We start from the raw sequence: 23,749 nt of genomic DNA on the forward strand, positions 1-23,749 counted from the left end.
CCCTTCCCGCATCGCCTGAAACGCTTAACTCATTGATCTTCAAGGAGTTTCTCGTTCCAACTACGCTGGAAGTGGTGCGCATTATAAGGACCTGGAGAAATGCGTCAACCCCTTATTTCAACAAACACCAAATTAACTTCAAAAGGGAGCAGGGAGGACTATCGCCCTCCTCACTACGTACTTCCAATCAAAGACTGGGGAAGGCGAATTGCGAAGCTTCATGGCTAGCGCGCTGCGGCCAGCGCTGAGTAATAGCCTTGCGCCGAGTGTAGAAACGCACACCATCAGGGCCATAGGCATGCAGGTCGCCAAATAGCGAGCGCTTCCAACCACCGAAGCTGTGGTAAGCCACCGGCACTGGCAGCGGCACGTTGACCCCTACCATGCCCACTTCGATCTCATCACAGAACAGGCGCGCCGCTTCACCGTCGCGAGTGAAGATGCAGGTCCCGTTGCCATACTCGTGATCGTTGATCAGCTGCATGGCCGCTTCCAGGCTGTTCACCCGCACCACACACAGCACCGGCCCGAAGATTTCTTCTTTATAGATACGCATGTCCGGCGTTACCCGATCGAACAGGGTCCCTCCAAGGAAGTATCCATCCTCATGCCCGGCAACCCGATAGCCTCGGCCGTCGACAACCAGCCTGGCACCGGCGGATACGCCATCGTCGATATACCCCACGACCTTGTCTCGTGCCGCGGCGGTGACCAATGGCCCCATATCGAGGCCACAGGAAGTACCGGCTCCGATCTTCAATGCCTTGATTTGCGGCTCCAGCTTGGCAATCAGCGCATCGGCGACCTGATCGCCCACACAGACAGCCACGGAAATCGCCATGCAGCGCTCGCCACATGATCCATAAGCCGCCCCCATGAGTGCACTGACGGCATTGTCCAGATCAGCATCGGGCATGAGTACCGCATGGTTCTTGGCGCCACCCAGAGCCTGGACGCGCTTGCCACGACGGGTCCCTTCGGCATAGATGTATTCGGCGATCGGCGTCGAACCCACAAAACTCAACGCTTTTACCTCGGGTGCCTCGATCAGCGCATCCACCGCTTCCTTGTCACCGTGCACGACGTTGAGCACGCCCTTGGGCAGCCCTGCCTCATGCAACAACTGGGCGATCAACAGAGTCGAGCTGGGATCGCGCTCCGACGGCTTTAGGATGAAGCAGTTGCCACAGGCGATCGCCAGTGGGTACATCCACAGCGGCACCATCGCCGGAAAGTTGAACGGGGTGATCCCGGCCACCACGCCCAGCGGCTGGAAATCCGACCATGCATCTATGTTAGGACCGACGTTACGACTGTACTCGCCCTTCAACACTTCAGGCGCGGCGCAGGCGAACTCGACGTTCTCGATCCCACGCTTGAGTTCGCCCGCGGCATCCTCCAGGGTCTTGCCATGCTCCTCGCTGATCAACTGCGAGATGCGCGCCTCGTTCTGCTCCAGCAATTGCTTGAAGCGGAACATCACTTGCGCCCGTTTGGCCGGTGGCGTATTCCGCCAGGCCGGGAATGCCGCCTTGGCGGAATCGATGGCCAGTTGCACGGTGGCCCGACTGGCCAGCTCGACCTGATTGATGGCCTGCCCAGTGGACGGGTTGAAGACATCGGCGGTGCGTTCGCCCTTGGAAACCAGCTCACCGTGGATCAGATGCTGAACGATGCTCATGCAAAACTCCGTATGAAAAAGGGATAAGCAGGCGCGCCATACACGCCTGCGGACACAGTCTGAGAATCAGTCGATCTGGTTCAACGCCTCACCCACGGCATCGAACAGACGATCCAGCTCCTGCGGCTTGGTGTTGAAGGTTGGGCCGAACTGCAAGGTGTCTCCGCCGAAGCGCACATAGAAGCCGGCTTTCCACAGTTTCATTCCCGCCTCATAGGGGCGCACGATGGCATCGCCGTCGCGAGGTGCGATCTGGATGGCCCCGGCCAAGCCATAGTTGCGAATGTCGACGACGTTCTTGGTGCCCTTGATGCCGTGCAAAACCTTCTCGAAGTGCGGTGCCAGCTCGGCGGCCGATTGCACCAGGCTTTCCTTCTGCAGCAAATCCAGTGCCGCGATCCCGGCGGCACAAGCCACAGGGTGCGCCGAGTAGGTATAGCCGTGCGGGAACTCCACCGCGTACTCGGGCGTAGGCTGGCTCATGAAGGTCTGGTAGATCTCGGTGCTGGCGATCACCGCGCCCATCGGGATCGCGCCATTGGTTACCTGTTTGGCGATGCACATCAGGTCCGGAGTCACCCCGAAGGCCTCGGCACCGGTCATGGCGCCCATGCGACCGAATCCGGTAATGACTTCGTCGAAGATCAGCAGGATATTGTGCTGATCGCAGATCTCGCGCAGACGCTTGAGGTAACCCTTTGGCGGCGGCAGCACACCAGCGGAACCCGCCAGCGGCTCGACGATCAATGCCGCGATGTTCGAGGCATCGTGCAGCTCGATCAGCTTGAGCATTTCATCGGCCAGCGCGATACCGCCCTCTTCCGGCATGCCCTTGGTGAAGGCATTGCCCGGCAGCAGCGTGTGCGGCAGATGGTCGACGTCCAACAGTTGGCCGAACATCTTGCGATTGCCATTGACCCCACCCAGGCTGGTACCCGCGATATTGACACCGTGATATCCGCGGGCACGACCGATCAACTTGGTCTTGGTGGCCTGCCCCTTCAGCCGCCAATAAGCGCGCACCATCTTCACCGCGGTATCGGCGCACTCGGATCCGGAGTTGGTGAAGAACACATGGTTCAGATTGCCGGGAGTCAGCTCGGTGATCTTCTCCGCCAGCTGGAAAGACAGCGGATGGCCGAACTGAAACGCCGGCGAATAATCCAGCACACCCAACTGGCGCGATACGGCTTCCTGGATTTCCTTGCGAGTATGCCCGGCGCCACAGGTCCACAATCCCGACAACGCATCGAAGATCCTACGCCCCTTGTCATCGACCAGATGATTGCCCTCGGCCGCCACGATCAGTCGTGGATCACGCTGGAAGTTACGGTTGGCGGTATAAGGCATCCAGTGGGCATCCAGCTTCAGCTGGCTCGCCAGACCGGCGTGAGCGCTTTCAGGCATGTTCATCGGGCGGTTCCTCGCAAGACGATTAGGCAACGATGGGTGTTGTTGCGACTACGTTGGCATAGGGATAAAGTCTGGAAAATCCTGCTTTTGCGAAGTTCACATCCGACGTGACTAAACAATGAGACGTCCGTGAGCCTGTAAGCGCCTCAGGTTGCCAGCGATGCTAACGATGAGCCGCTGGTCGCTAAAGTGCCTACCGATGACTTACTCAACCCAAAGGTCTACCGTGAAACGTCCCCAATCCCTCGCCCAAGTCAGCGATTTCGACATACGTCTCCTGAAGATCTACCGCAGCGTAGTGGAGTGTGGCGGATTTTCAGCGGCTGAAAACGTGCTCGGGATTGGCCGGTCGGCCATCAGCCAGCAGATGAGCGATCTCGAGCAACGTCTTGGCCTGCGCCTGTGCCAACGGGGTCGGGCCGGATTCTCCCTCACGGAGGAAGGCCGCGAGGTCTACCAGTCGGCCCTGCAATTGCTCGGCGCACTGGAATCGTTCCGCACCGAGGTCAACGGTCTGCACCAGCACCTGCGCGGCGAGCTGAACATCGGCCTGACCGACAACCTGGTGACCTTGCCGCACATGCGCATCACCCATGCACTGGCCGAACTAAAGGACCGCGGGCCGGATGTACGTATCCAGATCCGCATGATCGCGCCCAGCCAGGTAGAGCAAGGCGTGCTCGACGGCAGCCTGCACGTCGGCGTCGTCCCGCAGACCAGCCCCTTGTCGGGCCTGGAATACGCGCCGCTGTACAGCGAACGTTCGCTGCTCTACTGCGCTGTGGGCCACCCATTGTTCTATGCCGACGACCAACAGATAGACGACGAACGCCTCAATACCCAGGATGCCATTGCGCCCACCTTCCGCCTGCCTGCCGATATCCAGGCCCATTACCAAGCCTTGCATTGCACGGCCAGCGCCTCTGACAGAGAGGGCATGGCCTTCCTCATTCTTACCGGGCGCTTCATCGGCTACCTGCCTGATCACTACGCCAATGCCTGGGTACAGCAAGGACGCCTGCGCGCGCTGAAGCCCCACCAACGCTTCCATGACCTGGGCCTGAGTTGGGTGACCCGCAAAGGCCGCCGGCCGAATCTGGTGCTCGAAAGTTTCCTCGAAAGCCTGGCAGCCACACGCTAGCGCTTGTCACTTCGGCCCAGGCAGGTAATCTGTCGACATTCGTTGCCACCGACCTGTGCGGAATCCGTCCATGACCTTTGAAGTCCCTGCGCATCGCATCCCCTCCTCGGGCAAGCCCGCCGGCCGCATTCGCCAGAAGAACGAGCAGGCCATCATTCAGGCCGCCGAAGACGAGTTCGCGCGTCATGGTTTCAAGGGCACCAGCATGAACACCATCGCGGTGAAGGCCGGCTTGCCGAAAGCCAACCTGCATTATTACTTCACCAACAAGCTCGGGCTGTACATCGCGGTGCTCAGCAACATCATCGAGCTGTGGGACAGTACCTTCAACGCCCTGAGTGTCGATGACGACCCGGCAGCAGCACTCGCTCATTACATCCGGACCAAGATAGAGTTCTCTCGACGCAATCCCCAGGCCTCGCGGATCTTCGCCATGGAGGTGATCAGCGGCGGGCAATGCCTGAACGAATATTTCAGCGCGGACTACCGGGATTGGTTCCGGGGTCGAGCCGCCGTCTTCCAGGCCTGGATCGATGCCGGAAAGATGGACCCCGTCGACCCGGTACACCTGATCTTCCTGCTGTGGAGCAGCACCCAGCATTACGCCGATTTCGCCACCCAGATCTGCCAGGTCACAGGCCATAGCCGCCTGACCAAGCAAGACATGGAAGCTGCTGGCACCAATCTTATCCACATCATTCTAAAAGGCTGCGGCATCGCGCCGGCTTCCTGACCGACTTTATGCCTTCTACGCTGCTAGACCTCTGCGAGTTTCGCGAAGAAATCCGCAAAAGCCGCTTCATCACTCTCGCCGCGCCGATTACCAGCGCCGCCGACGCGATGCGCTTCATCGAACAGCACAGCGACCTGGCCGCCACTCACAACTGCTGGGCCTGGAAACTGGGAGACCAATACCGTAGCAACGACGATGGAGAGCCCGGCGGTACTGCCGGGCGTCCTATCCTCGCCGCCATCGAGGCCCAGGATTGCGATCAGGTAGCCGTATTGGTGATTCGCTGGTATGGCGGCATCCAGCTGGGCACTGGCGGTCTCGCTCGCGCTTACGGAGGCGGCGCCAACAAGTGCCTGCAGCAGGCGCCCAAGCGATTGCTGGTCAGGCGCAGCGAATTCAGCTGCAGCTGCGCCTTCAGCGAGCTGGCGCTGCTCAAGCTGCGTCTGGCCGACGTTGACGGTCTGGTAATGGACGAACGCTTCACCGCCAATGGCGTCGACTTGCGGGTCGCCGTGGCGCAAACCCATATGCAGACACTGCAACAGCAGCTCGCCGATCTCAGCCGCGGGCGCATCAGCCTGGAGCCCTGTTGAGATTGCCCACAACTACTGTGGGCCTGCCTGTGGATAAGCTTGGGGCACTCTTCTCCAGCCCTTTGAAACCAAGGCCTGCAGACGCATGATCATATTTTGATCACATTTTCATGACAACCGTTAAACCGATCATGTACCAGCAAGTTATCCCCAGTCCAACACGTGCAAGGCCACCGCTCGGGGGTCCTTCCTCATTGCACACATTTACTGTGGAGGAGCCTGTGGATAACCAGTGAGCCCCTTGGAATCCCCCAGACTCTGTCGAACTCTGATCAGTTTGGTTAATTATTGAGCAATGGGGTTCCACGGCTTGTCAGGACAATGGCCTGTCGGCTCGCTCGGCCTACATGGAGCGAAAAATCTTCGCTGGAGTATCCTGCATCCTTATCCGCTGTCAGACACACCCGCGCCACGTCGGCGCAAGATGAATCCAAAGGAGTAGCGATATGTCCGCCAACAAGACCGCGCTGATCATTGGTGCCTCACGTGGCCTGGGCCTTGGCCTGGCCCAGCGTCTGCACGAGGATGGCTGGAACGTCATGGCCACCGTCCGCGATCCCGGCAAGCGAACCGGCTTGTCGGATATCCCCGGAATTCGCATCGAAACCTTGGAAATGAACGACGGCCATCAGCTCGATGCGCTGCAGCAACGACTGCATGGTGAAGTCTTCGACCTGGTGTTCATCAACGCCGGGGTAATGGGCCCTCAGCCCCAAGATCCCGAGCAGGTCCAGCTGGCAGACATCGGCCACCTGTTCATGACCAATGCCGTGGCCCCGATCCGGGTAGCCCAACGGCTGGTCGGTCAAGTTCGCGAAGGTAGCGGTGTACTGGCGTTCATGAGCTCGATATTGGGTAGCATCGCCATCCCCGATGGCGGCGAACTCTGTCTCTACAAGGCCAGCAAGGCAGCCTTGAATTCCATGATCAACAGCTTCGTGGTGCAACAGCAGCGGCCCGACCTTTGCGTGCTGGCGATGCATCCGGGCTGGGTAAAGACCGAAATGGGCGGCGAGAATGCCGAGATCGATGTGCTCACCAGCACCCGAGGCTTGCTCGATCAGATCAAGGCACTGAGGGGCCATGGCGGCCTGCGTTTCATCAACTACAAGGGTGAAAACCTCACCTGGTGAATTGAACGCCGCGAAGCGAGGCAGTAGACTCGCTACCTCGCCCTCGCGGCGGACCTGGATCAGCAGACAGGGCAACACTGAGCTGGCTAACCTGAACTCACTTTCAGAGGAGCCGGCACCATGCCTGCGACCCGTATCTGGTTGAAATCTCCCCTCGCCATCTTCACCGCCAACGACCTCGATGCTCGAGGCGGCCTGGTCATCGAGGATGGCCGCATCAGCGAACTGCTCGCCCCCGGCCAAATGCCCGCCCTGCCTTGTCAGCAGATTTTCGATGCACGGGAGCATGTGCTTCTGCCAGGCCTCATCAATACACATCATCATTTCTACCAGACGCTGACTCGCGCCTGGGCGCCCGTGGTCAACCAACCCCTGTTTCCCTGGCTAAAGACCCTGTACCCCGTGTGGGCCCGGCTGACACCCGCCAAGCTGGAGCTGGCCACCCAGGTAGCCCTCGCCGAACTGCTGCTCTCCGGTTGCACGACCGCGGCCGATCATCATTACCTGTTCCCCGATGGTCTCGACCATGCCATTGATGTACAGGTCGAAGTCGTACGCAAACTGGGCATGCGCGCCATGCTGACCCGCGGTTCGATGAGCCTGGGCGAAGCCGACGGCGGATTGCCGCCCCAACAGACGGTCCAGGACGGCGATGTCATCCTCGCCGACAGCCAGCGACTTATCCACAGCTACCATGAGCGTGGAGATGGGGCTCGCATCCAGATTGCCCTGGCCCCCTGCTCCCCCTTCTCGGTCACGCCGGAAATCATGCGCGCCAGCGCCCAGCTCGCGCAGGACCTGGATGTGCGCCTGCATACCCACTTGGCCGAGACCTTGGATGAGGAAGATTTCTGCCTGCAACGTTTCGGCCTGCGTACCGTGGACTATCTCGATAGCGTCGGTTGGCTCGGCCCACGCACCTGGCTGGCACATGGCATCCACTTCAATGCCGACGAAATCGCGCGGCTGGGTCAGGCAGGGACCGGCATCTGCCACTGCCCGAGCTCGAACATGCGCCTGGCGTCCGGCATCTGCCCGACAGTGGAACTGGAGCATGCCGGCGCCCCGCTCGGCCTGGGCGTCGATGGCTCGGCGTCCAACGATGCCTCGAACATGATTCTCGAGGCGCGCCAGGCCCTCTATCTGCAGCGCTTGCGTTATGGCGCCGAGCGGATCACTCCGGAACGCGTCCTGGGGTGGGCGACCCGCGGCTCGGCACGACTGCTTGGCCGTACCGACATCGGCGAACTGGCGCCCGGCAAGCAAGCCGACCTCGCACTGTTCAAGCTCGACGCGCTGCGCTTCTCGGGCAGCCACGACCCACTGTCGGCCTTGCTGCTGTGCGGTGCCGATCGTGCTGACCGAGTGATGATCGGCGGACAGTGGCGCGTTATCGACGGTCAGGTCGAAGGCCTGGACATCCAGGCGTTGATTGCCAATCACAGCCAAGCCGCCGCTCAGCTTATCGCCGGCTGAGCCTGTCTGAAGCGACCGGGCACGTCGCCCGGTCGATCCGCCTGCCCGCCGTGCCGCAAGCCCTGTAGAATGGCGGCAACCGTTCCTGATCGAGACCAAGACATGTATGACTGGCTCAACGCCTTGCCAAAGGCCGAACTGCACCTTCACCTGGAGGGTTCACTGGAGCCCGAACTGCTCTTCGCCCTGGCCGAACGCAACAAGGTCGCCCTGCCGTGGGCCGACGTCGAAATCCTGCGCAGCGCCTACGCCTTCAACAACCTGCAGGAGTTTCTCGACCTCTATTACCGAGGCGCCGATGTCCTGCGTACCGAGCAGGACTTCTACGACCTCACCTGGGCCTATCTGCAACGCTGCAAAGCACAGAATGTCATCCACACCGAGCCGTTTTTCGACCCGCAGACCCACACCGACCGTGGCGTGCCTTTCGAAGTGGTGCTCGGCGGTATCAACCAGGCGCTCAAGGATGGCCGTGAACAGCTGGGCATCAGCAGTGGCCTGATCCTCAGCTTCCTGCGCCATCTGAGCGAAGAAGAAGCACACAAGACCCTGGACCAGGCACTGCCCATGCGCGACGCGTTCATTGCCGTCGGCCTGGACAGCTCCGAAAAGGGCCATCCACCGCGCAAATTCCAGCGTGTCTTCGATCGGGCCCGCAGCGAAGGCTTCCTGACCGTCGCCCATGCGGGCGAGGAAGGCCCGCCCGAATACATCTGGGAGGCCTTGGACTTGTTGAAGATCGAGCGTATCGACCACGGCGTGCGGGCCATCGAAGACGAACGACTGATGCAGCGCATCATCGATGAGCAGATTCCGCTGACCGTCTGCCCGCTTTCCAATACCAAGCTGTGTGTGTTCGAGCACATGGGCCAGCACAACATCCTCGATATGCTCGAGCGTGGCGTGAAGGTCACCGTGAACTCGGACGATCCTGCCTATTTCGGTGGCTACGTGACTGAAAACTTCCATGCCCTGCACACCCACCTGGGCATGACCGAAGACCAGGCGCGCCGCCTGGCGCAGAACAGCCTGGACGCAAGGCTGGTTCGATAACCTCTTGAAGCGGCCGCACCTGTCGCCTGCCCGATAGGTGCCGCTTGCTTCAGGTCTTGCCTACGGTCGAAATAGCGTCTTGTTCGCTAACCCGCCTGCAAGGCCGGCAATCGGGCAATCCGATTGATCTGCTGCAGACCGAAATTCGAGATCTGTAACGCGCGCGAATGTTCCTGTTCGCGCAACCAGCCCGATTGTATGAAGAGCTTGAGTAACGCCTGCCCTAGACCGCCGCCCAGGTGAGGCCGCTGATCGCTCCACTCGCTGCAGTGGCAAATCACGCAACCGCGCTGCTGGCGTGGAGCCAGGGCATCGATATACAGCCCGATGGCCGCCAGTTGCACCCGCCCCTCGACACTGACCACCTGCTGATATTCACCGCCCTCCAGCCAGCCGGCCAACACCAATCGCTCGTAAAGGTCCGCAGCCAGTTCACCGCCCAGGTGGTCGCCGCACCTGCGTGCCCGACGCATCGATAACGGAATTTCCAGCTGCACCGTCCGCGCCTCCCTCCTCCTCTCCCGAGCATCGACACTCACACTGGCCAGTGCCTCGACAGCGGCCCCGACTTCCGGCGTGGCCAGCCGGAAATAGCGCTTGCGCCCGCGTGCTTCCAGCCGAATCAGGCCACCGGCTGACAACAGCGCCAGGTGCGCACAGACCGATGAAGGCGTCAGGCCGGTCATGACGGCCAGCTCGTCGGCGGGCCGCGCCGCGCCATCGATCAAGGCCCACAGCATGGCACTGCGCTTGGGGTCGGCCATCAAGCCGGCGATCTGACTGATACTGGTGACTGCTTTCATATCCCTTTAGCTCCCTCGCAAGATCCCGTCTGATTCGAATGACCATCGGCAGCACGATCACCAGACAAGCTCGCGAGGGGCGGAAAAGCAGGGTGTACGGAGGGCCCGCAATGGTCGAGGGGCTCCAGCCATACGTGAATCAGAGACATCACTTGCCGCTCCCTGGCAGGGAAGTATCTCTCGCTGGCTCTGGCTGCCGCGGTCAGTATAAGCCGCCGGCATTGCGCCGCCTTGCCCCGGACTGCGCCATTCGACCTCGAGAACCTCAAGGGTCGGATACCCTGTGCAGCTCGTCCGGGCGGGTTGCCCGATCTCAGGCGGCGGCAAGGGTGACGTCAGCGCAATTGTGACAGACGTTGCACGGTTCCCAGCGGTCGCTAACAGCTGTGACGATGCCCACAGAGGACTTCTCGTGGTCTCGCAAAAGATTGGGAAATTTCCACAGCCTGGCCCTACCGCATCTTATCCACGACCGACGAGCGCTGTGTCAGCACGCCTTAGGCCTGTCGATCGGAGCATCGAAGGTCGCAGCGCGGCGATCCACGACCGCCAGTCAGGACACCAAGGGCAGTCATGCCATTGCCATCCCGCAGCGCTACACTTCATCCGCTCCCGTCTTCCATGAGGTATGCCGCCATGAAGATCGTCGTCAGTGCGTCGAATAGAAATCCCAAGTGTCCCTGGCAGGTCCAGCTCGATCAGCATGTAGTGAGCTTCCGCAGCGAGGCCGAGGCCCGGGCCTTCGCCGCCACGCTGCAGAGTCGGCTACTTGCGCCGCATACGCTCAGGCAGGCCGGCTGAATTGCCAGCGCCGGGTCAGTAGCGCCACTCCCAGTGCCAAGGCGCCACACAAGCTGATCACCAGGGTCATGGGTACTGCGCTACCGTCATGCAAGACGGCGACCAGCGAGGCCGCACCTGCGGCGACGCTGAACTGCAGGCATCCCATGAGTGCCGAAGCGCTGCCTGCCCGCGCACCCTGGCCATTCATGGCGCAGGCCGATGCATTGGGAATGATGCAGCCCAGGCTGGCGATACAGATGAACAGCGGCACCAACAGAGGCCACAATTGCGTCGGTCGCATTGCCGCTACCGCCAGGAGCGCTGCCCCCGCGGCGAGGTACAACCATACCCCCCGGACCAGCAGCACCGCAGGCCCGCGCTTGACCAGCAGCCGTGCGTTGATTTGCGCCACGAGGATGAAGCCTGCCGCGTTCGCACCAAACAGCCAGCCGTAATGCTCGGCCGGTACGCCGTAGAGGTTGAGGAACACGAACGGCGATCCCGCGATGTACGAGAACATTCCGGCCATGGCGATCCCGCCACTGAGCGCATGGCCGACGAACACTCGATCGCCCAGCAGTCGCAGGTACTGACGCAACGCGCCTGATAGCGGCTGACGGGGGATATGGGCCGGCAGGCTTTCCGGCAGCCCCAGGCTCACGGCCAACAGGCAGGCGGCGCTGAACAGGCTGAGGATCAGGAAAATCGACTGCCACCCCGCCAGGTTCACCAGCAACCCACCCAGCATGGGCGCCAGGATGGGCGCAAGGCCCATTACCAGCATCAACTGCGAGAACACTTTGGCCGAACCCACCGCATCGCATTTGTCGCTGACGATGGCCCGTGACAACACCATCCCCGCGCAACCGCCCAAAGCCTGGACGAAGCGCGCCACGATCAGCGTTTCCAGGTTCGGCGCATAGGCGCAGCCCAGTGAAGCCAGCGTGAACAACGCGACACCGAACAGCAGAGGCTTGCGCCGCCCGAAACGGTCGGCGACCGGACCATAGGCCAGTTGACCAATGGAAAGCCCGAGGAAATAGGCGGCCAGCGTCGTCTGGACTTGGTGCTCGTCAGTGGCGAACGCCTTCGCCATGGCGGGAAAAGCGGGAAGGTAGAAGTCGATCGCCAATGGCCCAAACGCACTCAAGGCGCCAAGAATCAGCAGTATTCGCAGGTTCATCAGGAGTCCATAGCAGGCTAAGCAAGTCGTTTAGTTTACCTGCGCAGGGTGTTCCCAGCATGAAAACCTTTGTAACAACATCATCGATCATTCCCTGAGCGCGGGCGCGTCACGCGCGCGCTCCGCGTCCCAGGATCAGCCTGACCGATCCGGCTCAGACCGGTTCCGCCGCATAGCCCTCTTCGCGAATGGCAGAAAGAACCTGTTCGCTTGTCAGTTGGCTGCGTACGCGCACTTGCTTGTTCGCCAGGTCCACTTCGACTTCGGCGGAGGCATCCTGCGCTTGCACCGCATGGGTCACCGCTTTAACACAATGGCCGCAGGTCATGCCTTGAACGTTGAATACTTGCATCAGGGTTGTCTCCTACTGAGTTTGTCGCAGTTTCCAGCTTGCCACTGTGGCAAGGTCAACCCCTTCGCAAGCCGTTGGGCTGGAAATCCTGCTCCAGGTCGGCCAAGCTGCGTCTTTGACGATACGGCGAGCGGGAGACTTTTCATGATAAGGGCAGTCACGAGCCTTGTCGGTCTGCTGGGCGCATTGGCCTGCATCCCGACAGCCAGTGCCGAAGGCAATTCGCAATACAGTGTGCTGATCATTTCACGCGAGCGCCTGGAAGTGGCCACCAGCTGCGAGATCGGCATCTACCTCAACGACCAGCTTTCCGGGCGTCTGTTCCAGGAACAATCCACTTCGTTCAACCTGCCACCCGGCCCGATAGATGTACGCCTGCGCCTGTTACCTGGACAAGTGCCAGGCTGCAACAATGGCATCGAGAATCAGCACAGTACCCGGTTGACCCTGCACGCTGGCGAGATCAACAAATATCGAATCGCCATGGGGCATGAAGGACTTCACCTGAAGCGCGCCGTCCTGGGCTATTGACCTTGCCAGCGTGGGAAGGTTGATGCTGGGGGCTCGTACGGTCGGTTCGCCTACTCGCTTTCGAGTACACGAATCAGCCACACAGGCCACAGGGGTCTCTCCAAGGAGGAGCGTCATGCCCGCAGCTACTACTTTTACCCTGCCGATTGCCGGAATGACCTGCGCCAGCTGCGCCGGTCGCGTCGAGCGTGCCCTGCGCGCGGTGGCCGGTACGCAAAAGGTCAGCATCAACCTCGCCACCGAACAGGCTCACGTCGAGGCGGCGACCGACAGCCTTGCGGCGTTGCTCGCGGCAGTGCACCAGGCCGGCTACAGCGTTCCCACGCGAAACGTGGAACTGCAGGTGAGCGGCATGACCTGCGCATCCTGCGCCGGTCGCGTCGAACGCGCGCTCGGCAAACTGCCCGGCGTTCAGCAGGCCAGTGTCAACCTGGCCAGCGAACGCGCTCACGTGCAGGTGCTCGAGGGTTTCGAAGACAGCCTTCTGACAGCTGCCATAGAGCAAGCCGGTTATGGCGCGACCCTGCCGCAGGCAGCGGCAGACACTCAGGCGGATGCCCGACGGCGCCTGCGCAACGAGCGAATTGCCGTCGTCGCTGCGGTGCTGCTGGCCCTGCCGCTGGTCCTGCCCATGATCGTGCAACCGCTTGGCCTGCACTGGATGCTCCCGGCCTGGATGCAATGGCTGCTGGCCACGCCGGTGCAGTTCATCCTTGGCGCGCGCTTCTACAGTGCCGCCTGGAAGGCCGTACGTGTCGGCGCAGGCAACATGGACCTGCTGGTCGCCCTCGGCACCAGCGCCGGGTATGGCTTGAGCGTGTACGAATGGACGACCGCCAGCCCAGGTTCGACGCCACACCTGTACTTCGAGGCGTCGGCGGTGGTCATTGCCCTGGTGCTGCTCGGCAAATATCTGGAAAGCCGTGCCAAACGCCAGACCGCCAGCGCCATCCGCGCCTTGGAAGCCTTGCGCCCGGAGCGCGCCGTGCGCGTGATGGACGGTCGTGAAGAAGAGGTGCCGATCAGTCAGCTGCATATCGGTGATCAGGTGCTGGTCAAGCCCGGCGAGCGCTTCCCGGTGGATGGCGAAGTCATCGAAGGCAACAGCCATGCCGACGAAGCCTTGATCAGCGGCGAAAGCCTGCCTGTGCTCAAGCAACCAGGCGACAAGGTCACCGGCGGGGCCATCAACGGTGAAGGACGCTTGCAGGTACGCGTCTTGGCACTGGGCACCGAAACGGTATTGGCGCGCATCATCCGTCTGGTCGAGGATGCCCAGGCTGCCAAGGCGCCTATCCAGAAGCTCGTGGATCGCGTCAGCCAGGTATTCGTGCCCACCGTGCTGGTCCTGGCCATCGCCACCCTGATCGGCTGGTGGCTGGTCGGCGCGCCGGTCGAGACCGCGCTGATCAACGCGGTCGCGGTATTGGTGATCGCTTGTCCCTGCGCCCTCGGCCTGGCGACACCGGCAGCCCTCATGGCCGGCACCGGCGTCGCCGCCCGCCACGGTATCCTGATCAAGGACGCCGAAGCCCTGGAACGCGCTCACGCCGTCAGCCGCGTGGTCTTCGACAAGACCGGCACGCTCACTTCCGGGAGCCCCCGTATCGTCCACAGCCAAGCGGCAGTCGGCGAGAACGTCGACCTGCTGCGCCTGGCCGGCGCGCTGCAACGCGGCAGTGAACATCCCTTGGCCAAGGCTGTACTGGACGCTTGCGGCGAACAACGCCTGGACGTACCGTCGGTCGAGGACAGCCAGTCACTTACCGGGCGCGGCATCGCCGGGCGTGTGCAGGCACGAGAGCTGGCGCTGGGCAATCGCCGTCTGTTGGACGAAAGCAGCCTGGCGCCGGGCAAGCTTGCCGACTTGGCCATGGCCTGGGAAGCCGAAGGCCGGACCCTATCCTGGCTGATCGAGCGCGCTCCACAACCGCAAGTGATCGGCCTGTTCGCCTTTGGCGACAGCCTCAAGCCCGGCGCCGAACAGACTATCCGCACTCTCCACAAGCAAGGCATCAGCAGCCACCTGCTGACCGGCGACAATCGCGGCAGCGCCAAGGTGGTTGCCGATGCCCTGGGTATCGTCGACGTCCACGCCGAAGTCCTCCCCGCCGACAAGGCGGCCACCGTCGCCAGGCTCAAGCGGTCCGCCGTGGTGGCCATGGTCGGTGATGGCGTCAACGACGCCCCGGCGCTGGCCGCCGCCGATATCGGCATTGCCATGGGAGGCGGCACCGATGTGGCCATGCAGGCGGCCGGCATCACCCTGATGCGCGGCGACCCGCGTCTGGTGCCCGCAGCCCTTGAGATCAGCCGCAAGACCTACGCCAAGATCCGCCAGAACCTGTTCTGGGCATTCATCTACAACCTGATCGGCATCCCTCTGGCTGCTTTCGGCTTGCTCAACCCCGTGCTCGCCGGCGCCGCCATGGCCTTGTCCAGCGTCAGCGTGGTCGGCAACGCGCTCTGGCTCAAGACCTGGAAACCTACAGTCCCAGCGCAGGAGACTTCATGAATATCGGCCAGGCCGCCCGCCGCAGCGGGCTCAGCGCCAAGATGATCCGTTACTACGAATCCATCGGTCTGCTCAAGCCCGCGCGACGCAGCGACAGTGGCTACCGCCTCTACCAAGAGGACGACCTGCATCGGCTGGCGTTCATCAAGCGCTCGCGCGACCTGGGGTTTTCCCTGGAAGAAGTGGCCAGGCTGCTGACCCTGTGGCAGGACCGCCAGCGCGCCAGCGCGGATGTGAAGGCGCTGGCCGTGCAGCATATCGATGAGCTGAACCGGCGGATCGAGGAACTGCTCAGCCTGCGCGATACCTTGAGCGAGCTGATTGCCCACTGCCAGGGCGACAGTCGCCCGGACTGCCCCATCCTCAAGGACCTGGCAAAAGGTAGCCGCAGCCCGTAGGCCCATCCATGCTCCGGCACTGACAGGCTTCCCGCCACTTCCAGGAGCTCCGGGCACGCCGCCTTCCCAATGTCGCGCGCGCGAATGGACGCCGCGCGACGACTTCGTTCACCCGCGAACTGATCGACCCGCTCCTCTATCTCTTCCCCAGCGACTTGTCCGAACGCGCCGTTTTACGATCAAACAGTCATGCCTAGCCCAGGTACCCACTAAATACGGGGTTCGTCCTTCATAAATTCCCGACGCTGCCGATGTTGTTGGTACCTGCCTTGTACTCGTACTTCGACAAGAAAAAAATCTCCTGGGAGCGTGGATGAACATCAAGCAAAAACTGACTTGGGCTTTCGCCGTCATTGCCGGCCTGCCCATCGCCCTCGTGGCCACGTTGGTGGTACTCAACCTGCGCGGCGAAGCTCGCGACGACTTCCTGGAAAACAGCAGCCGGGAAATCCGCCAGGTCGCCAACGCCATGAACCTGTTCTTCGAGGCCATCGACCAGAACGTCGACTACCTGGCCGCGCAGCCGCTGATCGCCAGCACCGGCGCCAATCTGAACAAGTACATGTCCGCCAGCCCTTCCAACGAGTTGGGCGAGCAGGACAAGCAGGTGCTCGATTTCTTCACTCGCCTCGCAGAAACCCATCCTGGCTATGCCTACCTGTCGTACGGCACGCTCGACGGTGGCTACGTCGGCTGGCCTGCCGGCCAGAAGTTCACCAACTACGATCCTCGCCAGCGTCCCTGGTACCAGTTGGCCATGGCCAATCCGGGCAAGGTGGTACGCACCGGTGCCTACTACTGGGCCGTCGACGATGCTGTCCTGGTCAGTAGCGTGCGCAGCGTCGCCAACCAGCTGGGCAACCCAGGCGGCGTAGTCAACGTCGACGTGTCGCTCAACAGCCTTACCGAGCTCGTCAGGAAGATCAAGCTGGGGGAAAGCGGCTACCTGCTGCTGGTGGAGAAGAATGGCAACGTGCTGGTCGACCCACGCGACGCTGCCCACAACTTCAAGCAACTGGCGAGCTTCGGCAAAGGTTATGACGAACTGGCCAAGGCCGGTAAAGGCATGCTGGAGATCGAGCTCGACGGTCAGCGCTACATGGCCAACGTCTACCCGGACGATAGCCTCGGCTGGACCTTTATCGGCCTGATCCAGACGGACGAAGTCATGCAGTCCACCACCCGCCTGACCTGGTGGACCGCGATCGTCGCCTTGGTCCTTGCGGCGATATTCGCTGTCGTCGGCGCGGCCTTTGCCAAGCTCATCGTGCGCCCGATCAACTCCGTGACCAATGGTCTGGAAGACATCGCCCAGGGCGAAGGCGACCTGACCCGCAACCTCGAAGTGCGTGGCCGCGACGAAACCGCCCAACTGGCCAGCTGGTTCAACCAGTTCCTCGGCGCCATTCGCAGCCTGATCCAGCATATCGGCCAGGCCGCCAGCAAGATCCTCAGCACCTCCAGCAGCTCGACCCGGGTGTCGACGGACATGGCCGAGGCCGCCGGGCGTCAGCGTGAAGCCGTGGACATGGTCTCCACCGCCTTCCACGAGATGGTCGCCACCGCCAATGAAGTGGCCCGTTCCTGCAGCCAGGCCGCGGAGTCGGCCGACAGTGGTCAGCAGCAGGCCCGCGAAGGCCAGCAGCAGATCGATGCGGCGGTGAAGAGCGTCGACAGGCTGAGCCAGGAAATCGAGCAGTCGGCGCAGTCGATCCAGCAGCTGGAACGCGACAGCAACGCCATCCAGTCGATCCTGGGTACCATCCGTTCGATCGCCGAGCAGACCAACCTGCTGGCGCTGAACGCCGCCATCGAGGCTGCGCGTGCCGGCGAGCAAGGCCGTGGCTTCGCCGTTGTCGCCGACGAGGTCCGCGCCCTGGCCAAACGCACCGCCGACTCCACCGCCGAGATCGATGGCCTGCTTGGTAACCTGGCTTCCCGCACCGCCGAAGTCGCGCAGCAGATGCATGCCAGCCTGGACGTCTCGCAGCAATCGGTCAGCCGTATCGGGCTTGCCCGCGACAGCTTCGGCCAGATCCGCGAATCGGTGGACATCATCCGTGACATGAACACCCAGATCGCCACCGCCGCGGAAGAACAGCATCAGGTCGCCGAAGACATCAACCGCCACATCAGCCAGATCCACGGCGATGCGCAACTGGTGGCCGAACTGGCCGAGGCCGCGCGCGCGGATTCGCAGAACCTGGCGGGCCTGTCCAACGAGCTGGATGCCCTGGTACGGCGTTTCCGCACCTGATTTCTAGAAGCGCAGCTCGCCGGGCGTGAACCCGAAGAGCTGCCGGAAGGCGGCGATATAGGCTGAGGTGGAATCGTAGCCACAGCCCAGCGCCGCCTCCGTCACACGTACCCCTGCCTCCAGTAGCGCCAATGAGGAAAGCAGGCGCATGCGCTGGCGCCAGGTCCGGAAGCTCAGGCCGGTCTCTCGCTGGAACAGGCGCATCAGCGTCTTTTCCGAACATCCCAACTGGCGGGCCCACTGCTGCAAGGTTGGCGTCTGGTCCGGAGCCGCGATCAACTGGTTGCACAGCGCCAACAACCCGGGATGACGTGGCAGGGGCAAAGAGAATCCCACCCGCGGCAGCGCCTGCAGCTGATCGAGCAGCACACCGACCAGCCGCGACTCCGCGGTGTCGCCCTCGGGGTAGTCCGGCGCCAACAGGCAGAACTGCTTGATCAACTCGCGTGCCAGAGAGGTAACCTCCAGCACCTGACAGGTCGCCGAACCCCAGGGACAGGCGTCTCGGCGTATATACAGGCTGCGCATCTCGGCCTGCATAGACGTGACTACCTGGTGCTCGGCATCCGCCGGAATCCATACGCCCCATTGCGGCGGCGCGAAATAGCTGCCGTCATCGGTATAGACCCCCAGCACGCCGCTGATGGCATAGGAGAACTGCACCCAGTCGTGACGATGGCGCGTGGTCCACGAGCCCGCGCCCAGGCTCTCGGCGCGGGCATAGAGCGGCCGGGGCAGGCAGGCCAGGTCGGGAAGCGGGCGGGGAGCGCGGAGCTGTCCGGTGGTCGACATGATCACGTCTTGCAAGGCTGATACGGCAAGCCTACCAGCCCTTCGGCGTCACGTGCGACGAGACCCACGTGTTACCGGAAACTCTGCGCCGCGCGCCCAGTCGCCTCCTTCGGCCATGCCATCGACCGCTGCCGAGTGCCTGACCGCCAGCTATCCGCTAGCGTTCGACGATCATTGTCACCCCTTGCCCGCCCGCCGCGCAGATGGAGATCAACCCGCGGCCTTTGCCAGCCTGGGCCAGCAGCTTGGCCAGGTTGGCCAGGATGCGCCCGCCGGTGGCGGCGAACGGATGCCCTGCCGCCAGGGAGCTGCCTTTGACGTTGAGCTTGTCGCGGTCGATGGCTCCCAGCGGTGCATCCAGGCCCAGCTGGGTGCGGCAATACGTTTCGTCCTCCCAGGCCTTGAGCGTACACAACACTTGCGCGGCGAAGGCTTCGTGAATTTCGTAGTAGTCGAAGTCCTGCAGAGACAGGCCGTTGCGCGCCAGCAGGCGCGGCACGGCGTGCACAGGCGCCATCAGCAGGCCCTCCTTGCCTTTGACGAAGTCCACCGCGGCGGTCTCGCCGTCCACCACATACGCCAGTACAGGCAAACCTTGCGCCTGCGCCCATTCCTCGGTGCCGAGCAGCACCAGCGAAGCTCCATCGGTGAGGGGCGTGGCGTTGCCCGCTGTGAGGGTGCCTTTTTCGCTACGCTCGAAGGCTGGCTTGAGCTTGGCCAGCTTTTCCGCTGTCAGGTCCGCGCGCAGGTTGTTGTCGCGGTTCAGGCCAAGGTAGGGCGTGATCAGGTCATCTTGCCAGCCCTCTGCATAGGCAGCGGCCAGACGCTGGTGGCTGAGCAATGCCAATTCGTCTTGCTCGGCCCGCCCGATCTCCCAGGTCTGGGCCATGAGTTCACAGTGTTCGCCCATCGTGAGACCGGTCCTTGGCTCGTTGATGCGAGGCAACACCGGCTTGAGATTGCCTGGACGGAACTTGAGGAAAGGTTTGAGACGATCGCCCACGGTCTTGCCACGATTGGCTTCCAACAACATGCGTCGCAGCCCTTCGTTTACCGCGATCGGAGCATCCGAGGCCGTATCCACGCCCCCGGCGATGCCACAGTCGATCTGTCCGAGAGCGATCTTGTTGGCCAACAGCAGTGCCGCCTCCAGCCCGGTACCACAGGCCTGCTGGATATCGTAGGCCGGTGTCTGGGGCGACAGCCGTGAACCGAGCACGCATTCGCGCACCAGGCCCATGTCACGGGAATGCTTGAGCACCGCTCCCGCCACCACTTCTCCCAAGCGCAGGCCATGCAGGCGATAGCGTTCTATCAGCCCCTCCAGCGCGGCGGTGAGCATCGCCTGGTTGCTGGCCGTGGCATAAGCGCCGTTGGAACGGGCAAAAGGAATCCTGTTACCGCCTATGATCGCGACCCGACGCGTTGTCCGCATGCTCTCTTTCCTCCTGAAACAAATTGATCCGTACAGCCTAGGTGTTTTTTTCGCATTCGAACGACCTCTCTTCGAAGATGGTCCACACTTGCTAGCTTGTCTCCAGGGAGAACCGTACATGAGTGATCGCTATCTCGGCTTTGCCAACTCCAACCTCGGTCGACGCCTGGTCGATGCGCTCGGCTTGCCCCGCCCCGCACCATTGGAGCGCTGGCAGGCGGGTCGCCTGCGCCCGGTGGAGGGGCCTCTGATACTGGGAGGGGGTCCGTTGGCCAACAAGGTCGAAGCCTTCGCCGCGCGCCTGACCGACGCACCGTACAGCTTTGCCGGTGACGGCCTGCAATCCCCTGCGTGGGTGGCGGGCCTGGGACCGAAGCCCAAGGCCGTGGTCTTCGATGCCAGCCATCTTTGCGACAGCGATCAACTGCGTCAGTTGCGCGAGTTCTTCCAGCCTCTGCTGCGCAGCCTGGCGTCCAGCGCCCATGTGGTGATCCTGGGTCGCGCGCCCGAGCAGATCGAGGACCCGCAGGCCATCGTCGCGCAACGCGCGCTCGAGGGCTTCAGCCGGTCACTGGCCAAGGAGTTGCGCAACGGCGCCACGGCGCAGCTGCTCTACGTCAGCCACGAGGCCCAGGATCAGCTGGAGGGCGCCTTGCGGTTCTTCCTTTCCCCCAAGAGCGCCTTTATTTCAGGTCAGGTGCTGCGTCTGGAAGCCTGCGATGCCCAGGTTCAGGACTGGACTCGCCCCCTGGCCGGGCGTCGCGCGTTGGTCACCGGCGCTGCACGAGGAATCGGTGCTTCCATCGCCGAGACCCTGGCCCGTGACGGCGCCGAGGTGATTCTGCTCGATGTGCCTCCTGCCAAGAAGGATCTCGATGCCCTGGCCGAGCGCCTCGGTGGCCGCGCGCTGGCCCTCGACATCTGCGCCAGCGATGCCTCGACGCAACTGCTCAAGGCCCTGCCTGACGGTATCGATATCGTCGTGCACAATGCCGGCATCACCCGCGACAAGACCTTGGCGAACATGACGCCGGAGTACTGGGACGCGGTCATGGCGGTCAACCTCAAGGCCCCCCAAGTGTTGACCCAGGCCCTGTACGAGGCCAATGCCCTGGGCGAAGATGCCCGCATTGTCCTGCTGGCCTCGGTCAGCGGCATCGCCGGCAACCGTGGCCAGTCCAACTACGCCGCGAGCAAGGCCGGCCTGGTCGGCTTCGCTCAAGCCTGGGCGCCGAAGCTGGCCGAACGCGGAGGCAGCATCAATGCCGTGGCTCCCGGCTTCATCGAGACCCACATGACCGCTTCCATGCCCATGGGCCTGCGCGAGGCCGGACGCCGCCTGAGCTCACTGGGTCAGGGTGGACGGCCGCAGGACGTCGCCGAGGCCGTGGCCTGGCTGAGCCAGCCAGGCACCGGCGCGGTCAACGGCCAGGTCTTGCGCATCTGTGGCCAGGCCTTGATGGGAGCTTGACCATGACTCGCCAATGGCAAGACCTGCACAGCCCGGCGTCACGCGCCAGTCTCTACCTGCGTGCATTGAGCAAGCGCAAGATCAGCGGCAACAAACTACCGGCCAAGGGGCTGCGCTGCTATCTGCGCGTCGACCACGACAACCTGATCGCCTACCGCAAGCTCTGCCACTTCACCGACGACGGACGGCTACCCGCTACCTATCCGCATATCATGGCGTTCAATCTGCAACTGCAATTGTTGACGGCGCCCGAGTTCCCCTTCCCGCTGCTGGGTCTGGTGCACCTGCACAACAGCATCCAGGTGCTGCGCCCCCTGGGCGGGATCGATGGTCTGGGTTTCACGGTATTCGCCGAGAATCTCCAGCCCCATGCCAAAGGCGCCACTTTCGACATGGTGACCGAGGCACAGGATGGCCTCGGCCTGCTGTGGCGTGAGTCCAGCCGCATGCTGGTGCGCGGCTTGCGGCTCGAGGGGACGCCCGGCGAGCAAGTGGACAGCGATCCCGACAGCCTTGGCGAGCTGACCCGCTGGTATGCCGACAGTGATATCGGACGCCGCTACGCCGGGGTCTGTGGCGATTACAACCCGATTCACCTGAGTGCGCCGAGCGCCCGTCTGTTCGGTTTCCCTCGCGCCATCGCCCATGGCATGTGGAGCAAGGCCATGGCGATGGCTGCCTTGCGCAGCCACCTGCCTGCCAGCGGCTATGCGTTCGAGGTGGACTTCCGCAAACCGGTACGCTTGCCCGCGGAGGTGATCCTCAGCGCTAGCGAAGCCGGGGCCAGCGGGCACCTGCGCCTGGATGGCCACGGCGACCTGCTGCACATGCTGGGGCACTGGCGCAGCCTCTAGCGGCCTGTACGGTTGAGTACGCGAAACTGCCACACCGGCCACTAGGCACTTGCGTTGCATCGGTGCCCGCCTGAAGCTATGCGCTTGAGGAGAGCACCGATGAATCTGCAAGAACTGACCCAACGCCTGCACCGTATCCGCGACAACAATGATTGGCGCGTCTTCCACAGCCCCAAGAACCTGGCCATGGCCGCCAGTGTGGAAATGGCCGAACTGGTGGAGATCTTCCAGTGGCTGAGCGAAGACCAGTCCCGCCAGCTACCCCCGCAAGCCCTGGAGCACGCCGGCCAGGAAGTCGGGGACGTGGTGCTGTACCTGTTGCTGCTATGCAGCGAGCTGGGCCTGGACATGGACGAAGTGGTCCGTGCCAAGCTGGCCGACAGCGAGAGGCGATTCGCCCGATGAACGATCGTCACTTCGATGAGCTGGCCAGCCGTTTCGCCGAGAAGATCTATGGCGGTGCCAAGGGCGCCATCCGCCTGGCCGTGCTCCAGGCCGACCTGGTGGAAGCCCTGCCGGACCGCCCCTTGCGCATTCTCGATGTCGGTGCCGGGCTGGGCCATATGTCGCTATGGCTGGCCGAACGTGGCCATCAGGTTACCTTGGCCGAACCGGCGCAACCGATGCTCGACGGAGCTCGTGCCCGTTTCGCCGAGGCCAGCCGGCCGGCCACCTTCATCCAGGCACCCTGGCAGGACCTGCTTGGCCAACTGACCGAGCCCTATGATCTGGTCTTGTGCCACGCCGTGCTCGAGTGGCTGGCCGAGCCCGAGACCATCCTGCCCGTGCTGCATCAGCTGACGCGTCCGGGGGGCTGGCTGTCCCTGGCCTTCTACAACCGTGACGCGCTGGTCTATCGCAATCTGCTCAAGGGGCATTTCCGCAAGTTGCGCAGCAACCAACTGGCTGGCGAGAAACAGAGCCTCACGCCGCAAAAACCGCTTGATCCGCGCACGCTCAAGGCGCAACTTGATTCCTTGTGGCTTGTCGAAAGCGAAAGTGGCGTGCGGGTGTTTCACGATTATATGCCCAGGGAATTCCAGACCAAGGCCGAATTGCTTGACCTCCTGGAAATGGAACTCGCCTATCGCCGTCATCCGAGCTTTGCCGGGTTGGGTCGCTACCTGCACTGGATCTGCCGACCGCGTTGAC

Annotated in this window: 21 protein-coding genes and 2 pseudogenes; 16 read left to right on the forward strand and 7 right to left on the reverse strand. The window is 62.7% G+C overall.

Translation table 11 applies throughout. The annotated features are described in order from the left end of the window. Positions 1-187 precede the first annotated feature (187 nt). Complete coding sequence (locus G7009_RS25370) at positions 188-1,681, reverse strand: CoA-acylating methylmalonate-semialdehyde dehydrogenase (RefSeq protein WP_181132933.1); 1,494 nt, start codon at positions 1,679-1,681, stop codon at positions 188-190. Positions 1,682-1,747: 66 nt separating this feature from the next. Further along, on the reverse strand, positions 1,748-3,094 hold the full coding sequence (locus tag G7009_RS25375) for an aspartate aminotransferase family protein (protein ID WP_181132935.1): 1,347 nt from the start codon (positions 3,092-3,094) through the stop codon (positions 1,748-1,750). Between the two features lie 199 nt (positions 3,095-3,293). On the opposite strand from G7009_RS25375, the gene G7009_RS25380 reads away from it, so the two are divergent. The 6 genes from G7009_RS25380 (at position 3,294) to G7009_RS25405 (ending at position 9,223) form a co-directional block, all read left to right on the forward strand. Next, a complete protein-coding gene (locus tag G7009_RS25380; protein WP_181132936.1) occupies positions 3,294-4,235 on the forward strand; it encodes a LysR family transcriptional regulator in 942 nt (313 codons plus the stop codon). Positions 4,236-4,305: 70 nt separating this feature from the next. Further along, complete coding sequence (locus G7009_RS25385; protein ID WP_181132938.1) at positions 4,306-4,968, forward strand: TetR/AcrR family transcriptional regulator; 663 nt, start codon at positions 4,306-4,308, stop codon at positions 4,966-4,968. Positions 4,969-4,976: 8 nt separating this feature from the next. Continuing rightward, positions 4,977-5,561, forward strand: a complete 585-nt coding sequence (locus G7009_RS25390; RefSeq protein ID WP_181132940.1) for an IMPACT family protein — start codon at positions 4,977-4,979, stop codon at positions 5,559-5,561. 446 nt (positions 5,562-6,007) lie between these two features. After that, positions 6,008-6,694, forward strand: a complete 687-nt coding sequence (locus tag G7009_RS25395; protein ID WP_181132942.1) for an SDR family oxidoreductase — start codon at positions 6,008-6,010, stop codon at positions 6,692-6,694. A gap of 120 nt (positions 6,695-6,814) precedes the next feature. Continuing rightward, entirely contained in the window at positions 6,815-8,170 is a 1,356-nt protein-coding gene (locus tag G7009_RS25400) for an 8-oxoguanine deaminase (RefSeq protein WP_181132943.1), read from the forward strand. 102 nt (positions 8,171-8,272) lie between these two features. Further along, the gene (locus tag G7009_RS25405) at positions 8,273-9,223 is read left to right on the forward strand and encodes an adenosine deaminase (RefSeq protein WP_181132945.1); all 951 of its coding nucleotides are present in this window, start codon (positions 8,273-8,275) and stop codon (positions 9,221-9,223) included. A gap of 86 nt (positions 9,224-9,309) precedes the next feature. Here the strand turns inward: G7009_RS25405 and G7009_RS25410 are convergent, their stop codons facing one another. Further along, complete coding sequence (locus tag G7009_RS25410) at positions 9,310-10,026, reverse strand: ArsR/SmtB family transcription factor (protein ID WP_181132946.1); 717 nt, start codon at positions 10,024-10,026, stop codon at positions 9,310-9,312. 636 nt (positions 10,027-10,662) lie between these two features. Between G7009_RS25410 and G7009_RS25415 the strand changes: the two genes are divergently transcribed. Next, on the forward strand, positions 10,663-10,827 hold the full coding sequence (locus G7009_RS25415) for a hypothetical protein (RefSeq protein ID WP_181132948.1): 165 nt from the start codon (positions 10,663-10,665) through the stop codon (positions 10,825-10,827). Here G7009_RS25415 and G7009_RS25420 read toward each other — a convergent pair. Together G7009_RS25420 and G7009_RS25425 are read right to left on the reverse strand one after the other, a co-directional pair. After that, positions 10,811-11,992, reverse strand: coding sequence for a multidrug effflux MFS transporter (locus G7009_RS25420; RefSeq protein WP_181132949.1), 1,182 nt, complete (start codon positions 11,990-11,992; stop codon positions 10,811-10,813). The genes G7009_RS25415 and G7009_RS25420 overlap by 17 nt on opposite strands. A 154-nt stretch (positions 11,993-12,146) precedes the next feature. Then, positions 12,147-12,344 (reverse strand): heavy-metal-associated domain-containing protein, encoded by a 198-nt coding sequence (locus G7009_RS25425; RefSeq protein WP_181132950.1) that lies wholly within the window; start codon positions 12,342-12,344, stop codon positions 12,147-12,149. 144 nt (positions 12,345-12,488) lie between these two features. Here G7009_RS25425 and G7009_RS25430 point away from each other — a divergent pair, with 144 nt between their 5' ends. From G7009_RS25430 to G7009_RS28285, 5 genes and pseudogenes are all read left to right on the forward strand, one after another. After that, positions 12,489-12,875, forward strand: a complete 387-nt coding sequence (locus tag G7009_RS25430; protein ID WP_181132951.1) for a hypothetical protein — start codon at positions 12,489-12,491, stop codon at positions 12,873-12,875. A 115-nt stretch (positions 12,876-12,990) separates the two neighbouring features. Continuing rightward, the gene (locus G7009_RS25435) at positions 12,991-15,390 is read left to right on the forward strand and encodes a heavy metal translocating P-type ATPase (protein ID WP_181132952.1); all 2,400 of its coding nucleotides are present in this window, start codon (positions 12,991-12,993) and stop codon (positions 15,388-15,390) included. Continuing rightward, positions 15,387-15,788, forward strand: a complete 402-nt coding sequence (gene cueR, locus G7009_RS25440; RefSeq protein WP_181132954.1) for a Cu(I)-responsive transcriptional regulator — start codon at positions 15,387-15,389, stop codon at positions 15,786-15,788. The genes G7009_RS25435 and cueR overlap by 4 nt, the downstream gene beginning before the upstream one ends. 469 nt (positions 15,789-16,257) lie before the next feature. Continuing rightward, positions 16,258-17,187, forward strand: a pseudogene (locus tag G7009_RS28280) (cache domain-containing protein); the annotation flags it as partial. 261 nt (positions 17,188-17,448) lie between these two features. Continuing rightward, positions 17,449-18,045: pseudogene (locus tag G7009_RS28285) on the forward strand (methyl-accepting chemotaxis protein); the annotation flags it as partial. A 3-nt stretch (positions 18,046-18,048) separates the two neighbouring features. On the opposite strand, the gene G7009_RS25450 reads toward G7009_RS28285, so the two are convergent. Continuing rightward, positions 18,049-18,837 carry an AraC family transcriptional regulator gene (locus G7009_RS25450; RefSeq protein ID WP_181132957.1) on the reverse strand — a complete coding sequence of 263 codons (789 nt, stop codon included), beginning with the start codon at positions 18,835-18,837 and terminating at the stop codon, positions 18,049-18,051. Between the two features lie 157 nt (positions 18,838-18,994). Continuing rightward, positions 18,995-20,272 (reverse strand): acetyl-CoA C-acetyltransferase, encoded by a 1,278-nt coding sequence (locus tag G7009_RS25455; RefSeq protein ID WP_181132959.1) that lies wholly within the window; start codon positions 20,270-20,272, stop codon positions 18,995-18,997. A gap of 118 nt (positions 20,273-20,390) precedes the next feature. On the opposite strand from G7009_RS25455, the gene G7009_RS25460 reads away from it, so the two are divergent. The 4 genes from G7009_RS25460 to G7009_RS25475 all read left to right on the forward strand — a co-directional run bounded on the left by G7009_RS25460 (position 20,391) and on the right by G7009_RS25475 (position 23,748). Then, on the forward strand, positions 20,391-21,743 hold the full coding sequence (locus G7009_RS25460) for a 3-oxoacyl-ACP reductase (RefSeq protein ID WP_181132960.1): 1,353 nt from the start codon (positions 20,391-20,393) through the stop codon (positions 21,741-21,743). Between the two features lie 2 nt (positions 21,744-21,745). Continuing rightward, on the forward strand, positions 21,746-22,597 hold the full coding sequence (locus G7009_RS25465; RefSeq protein ID WP_181132962.1) for a MaoC family dehydratase: 852 nt from the start codon (positions 21,746-21,748) through the stop codon (positions 22,595-22,597). Between the two features lie 99 nt (positions 22,598-22,696). Continuing rightward, positions 22,697-23,002 (forward strand): MazG-like family protein, encoded by a 306-nt coding sequence (locus G7009_RS25470; protein ID WP_181132963.1) that lies wholly within the window; start codon positions 22,697-22,699, stop codon positions 23,000-23,002. Continuing rightward, complete coding sequence (locus G7009_RS25475; protein WP_181132965.1) at positions 22,999-23,748, forward strand: methyltransferase domain-containing protein; 750 nt, start codon at positions 22,999-23,001, stop codon at positions 23,746-23,748. Before G7009_RS25470 ends, G7009_RS25475 begins: the two co-directional genes overlap by 4 nt. The last annotated feature ends 1 nt before the right edge of the window (position 23,749 follow it).

It is taken from the genome of Pseudomonas capeferrum, assembly GCF_013523055.1.
In the GTDB taxonomy this organism is placed as follows: domain Bacteria; phylum Pseudomonadota; class Gammaproteobacteria; order Pseudomonadales; family Pseudomonadaceae; genus Aquipseudomonas; species Aquipseudomonas capeferrum_A.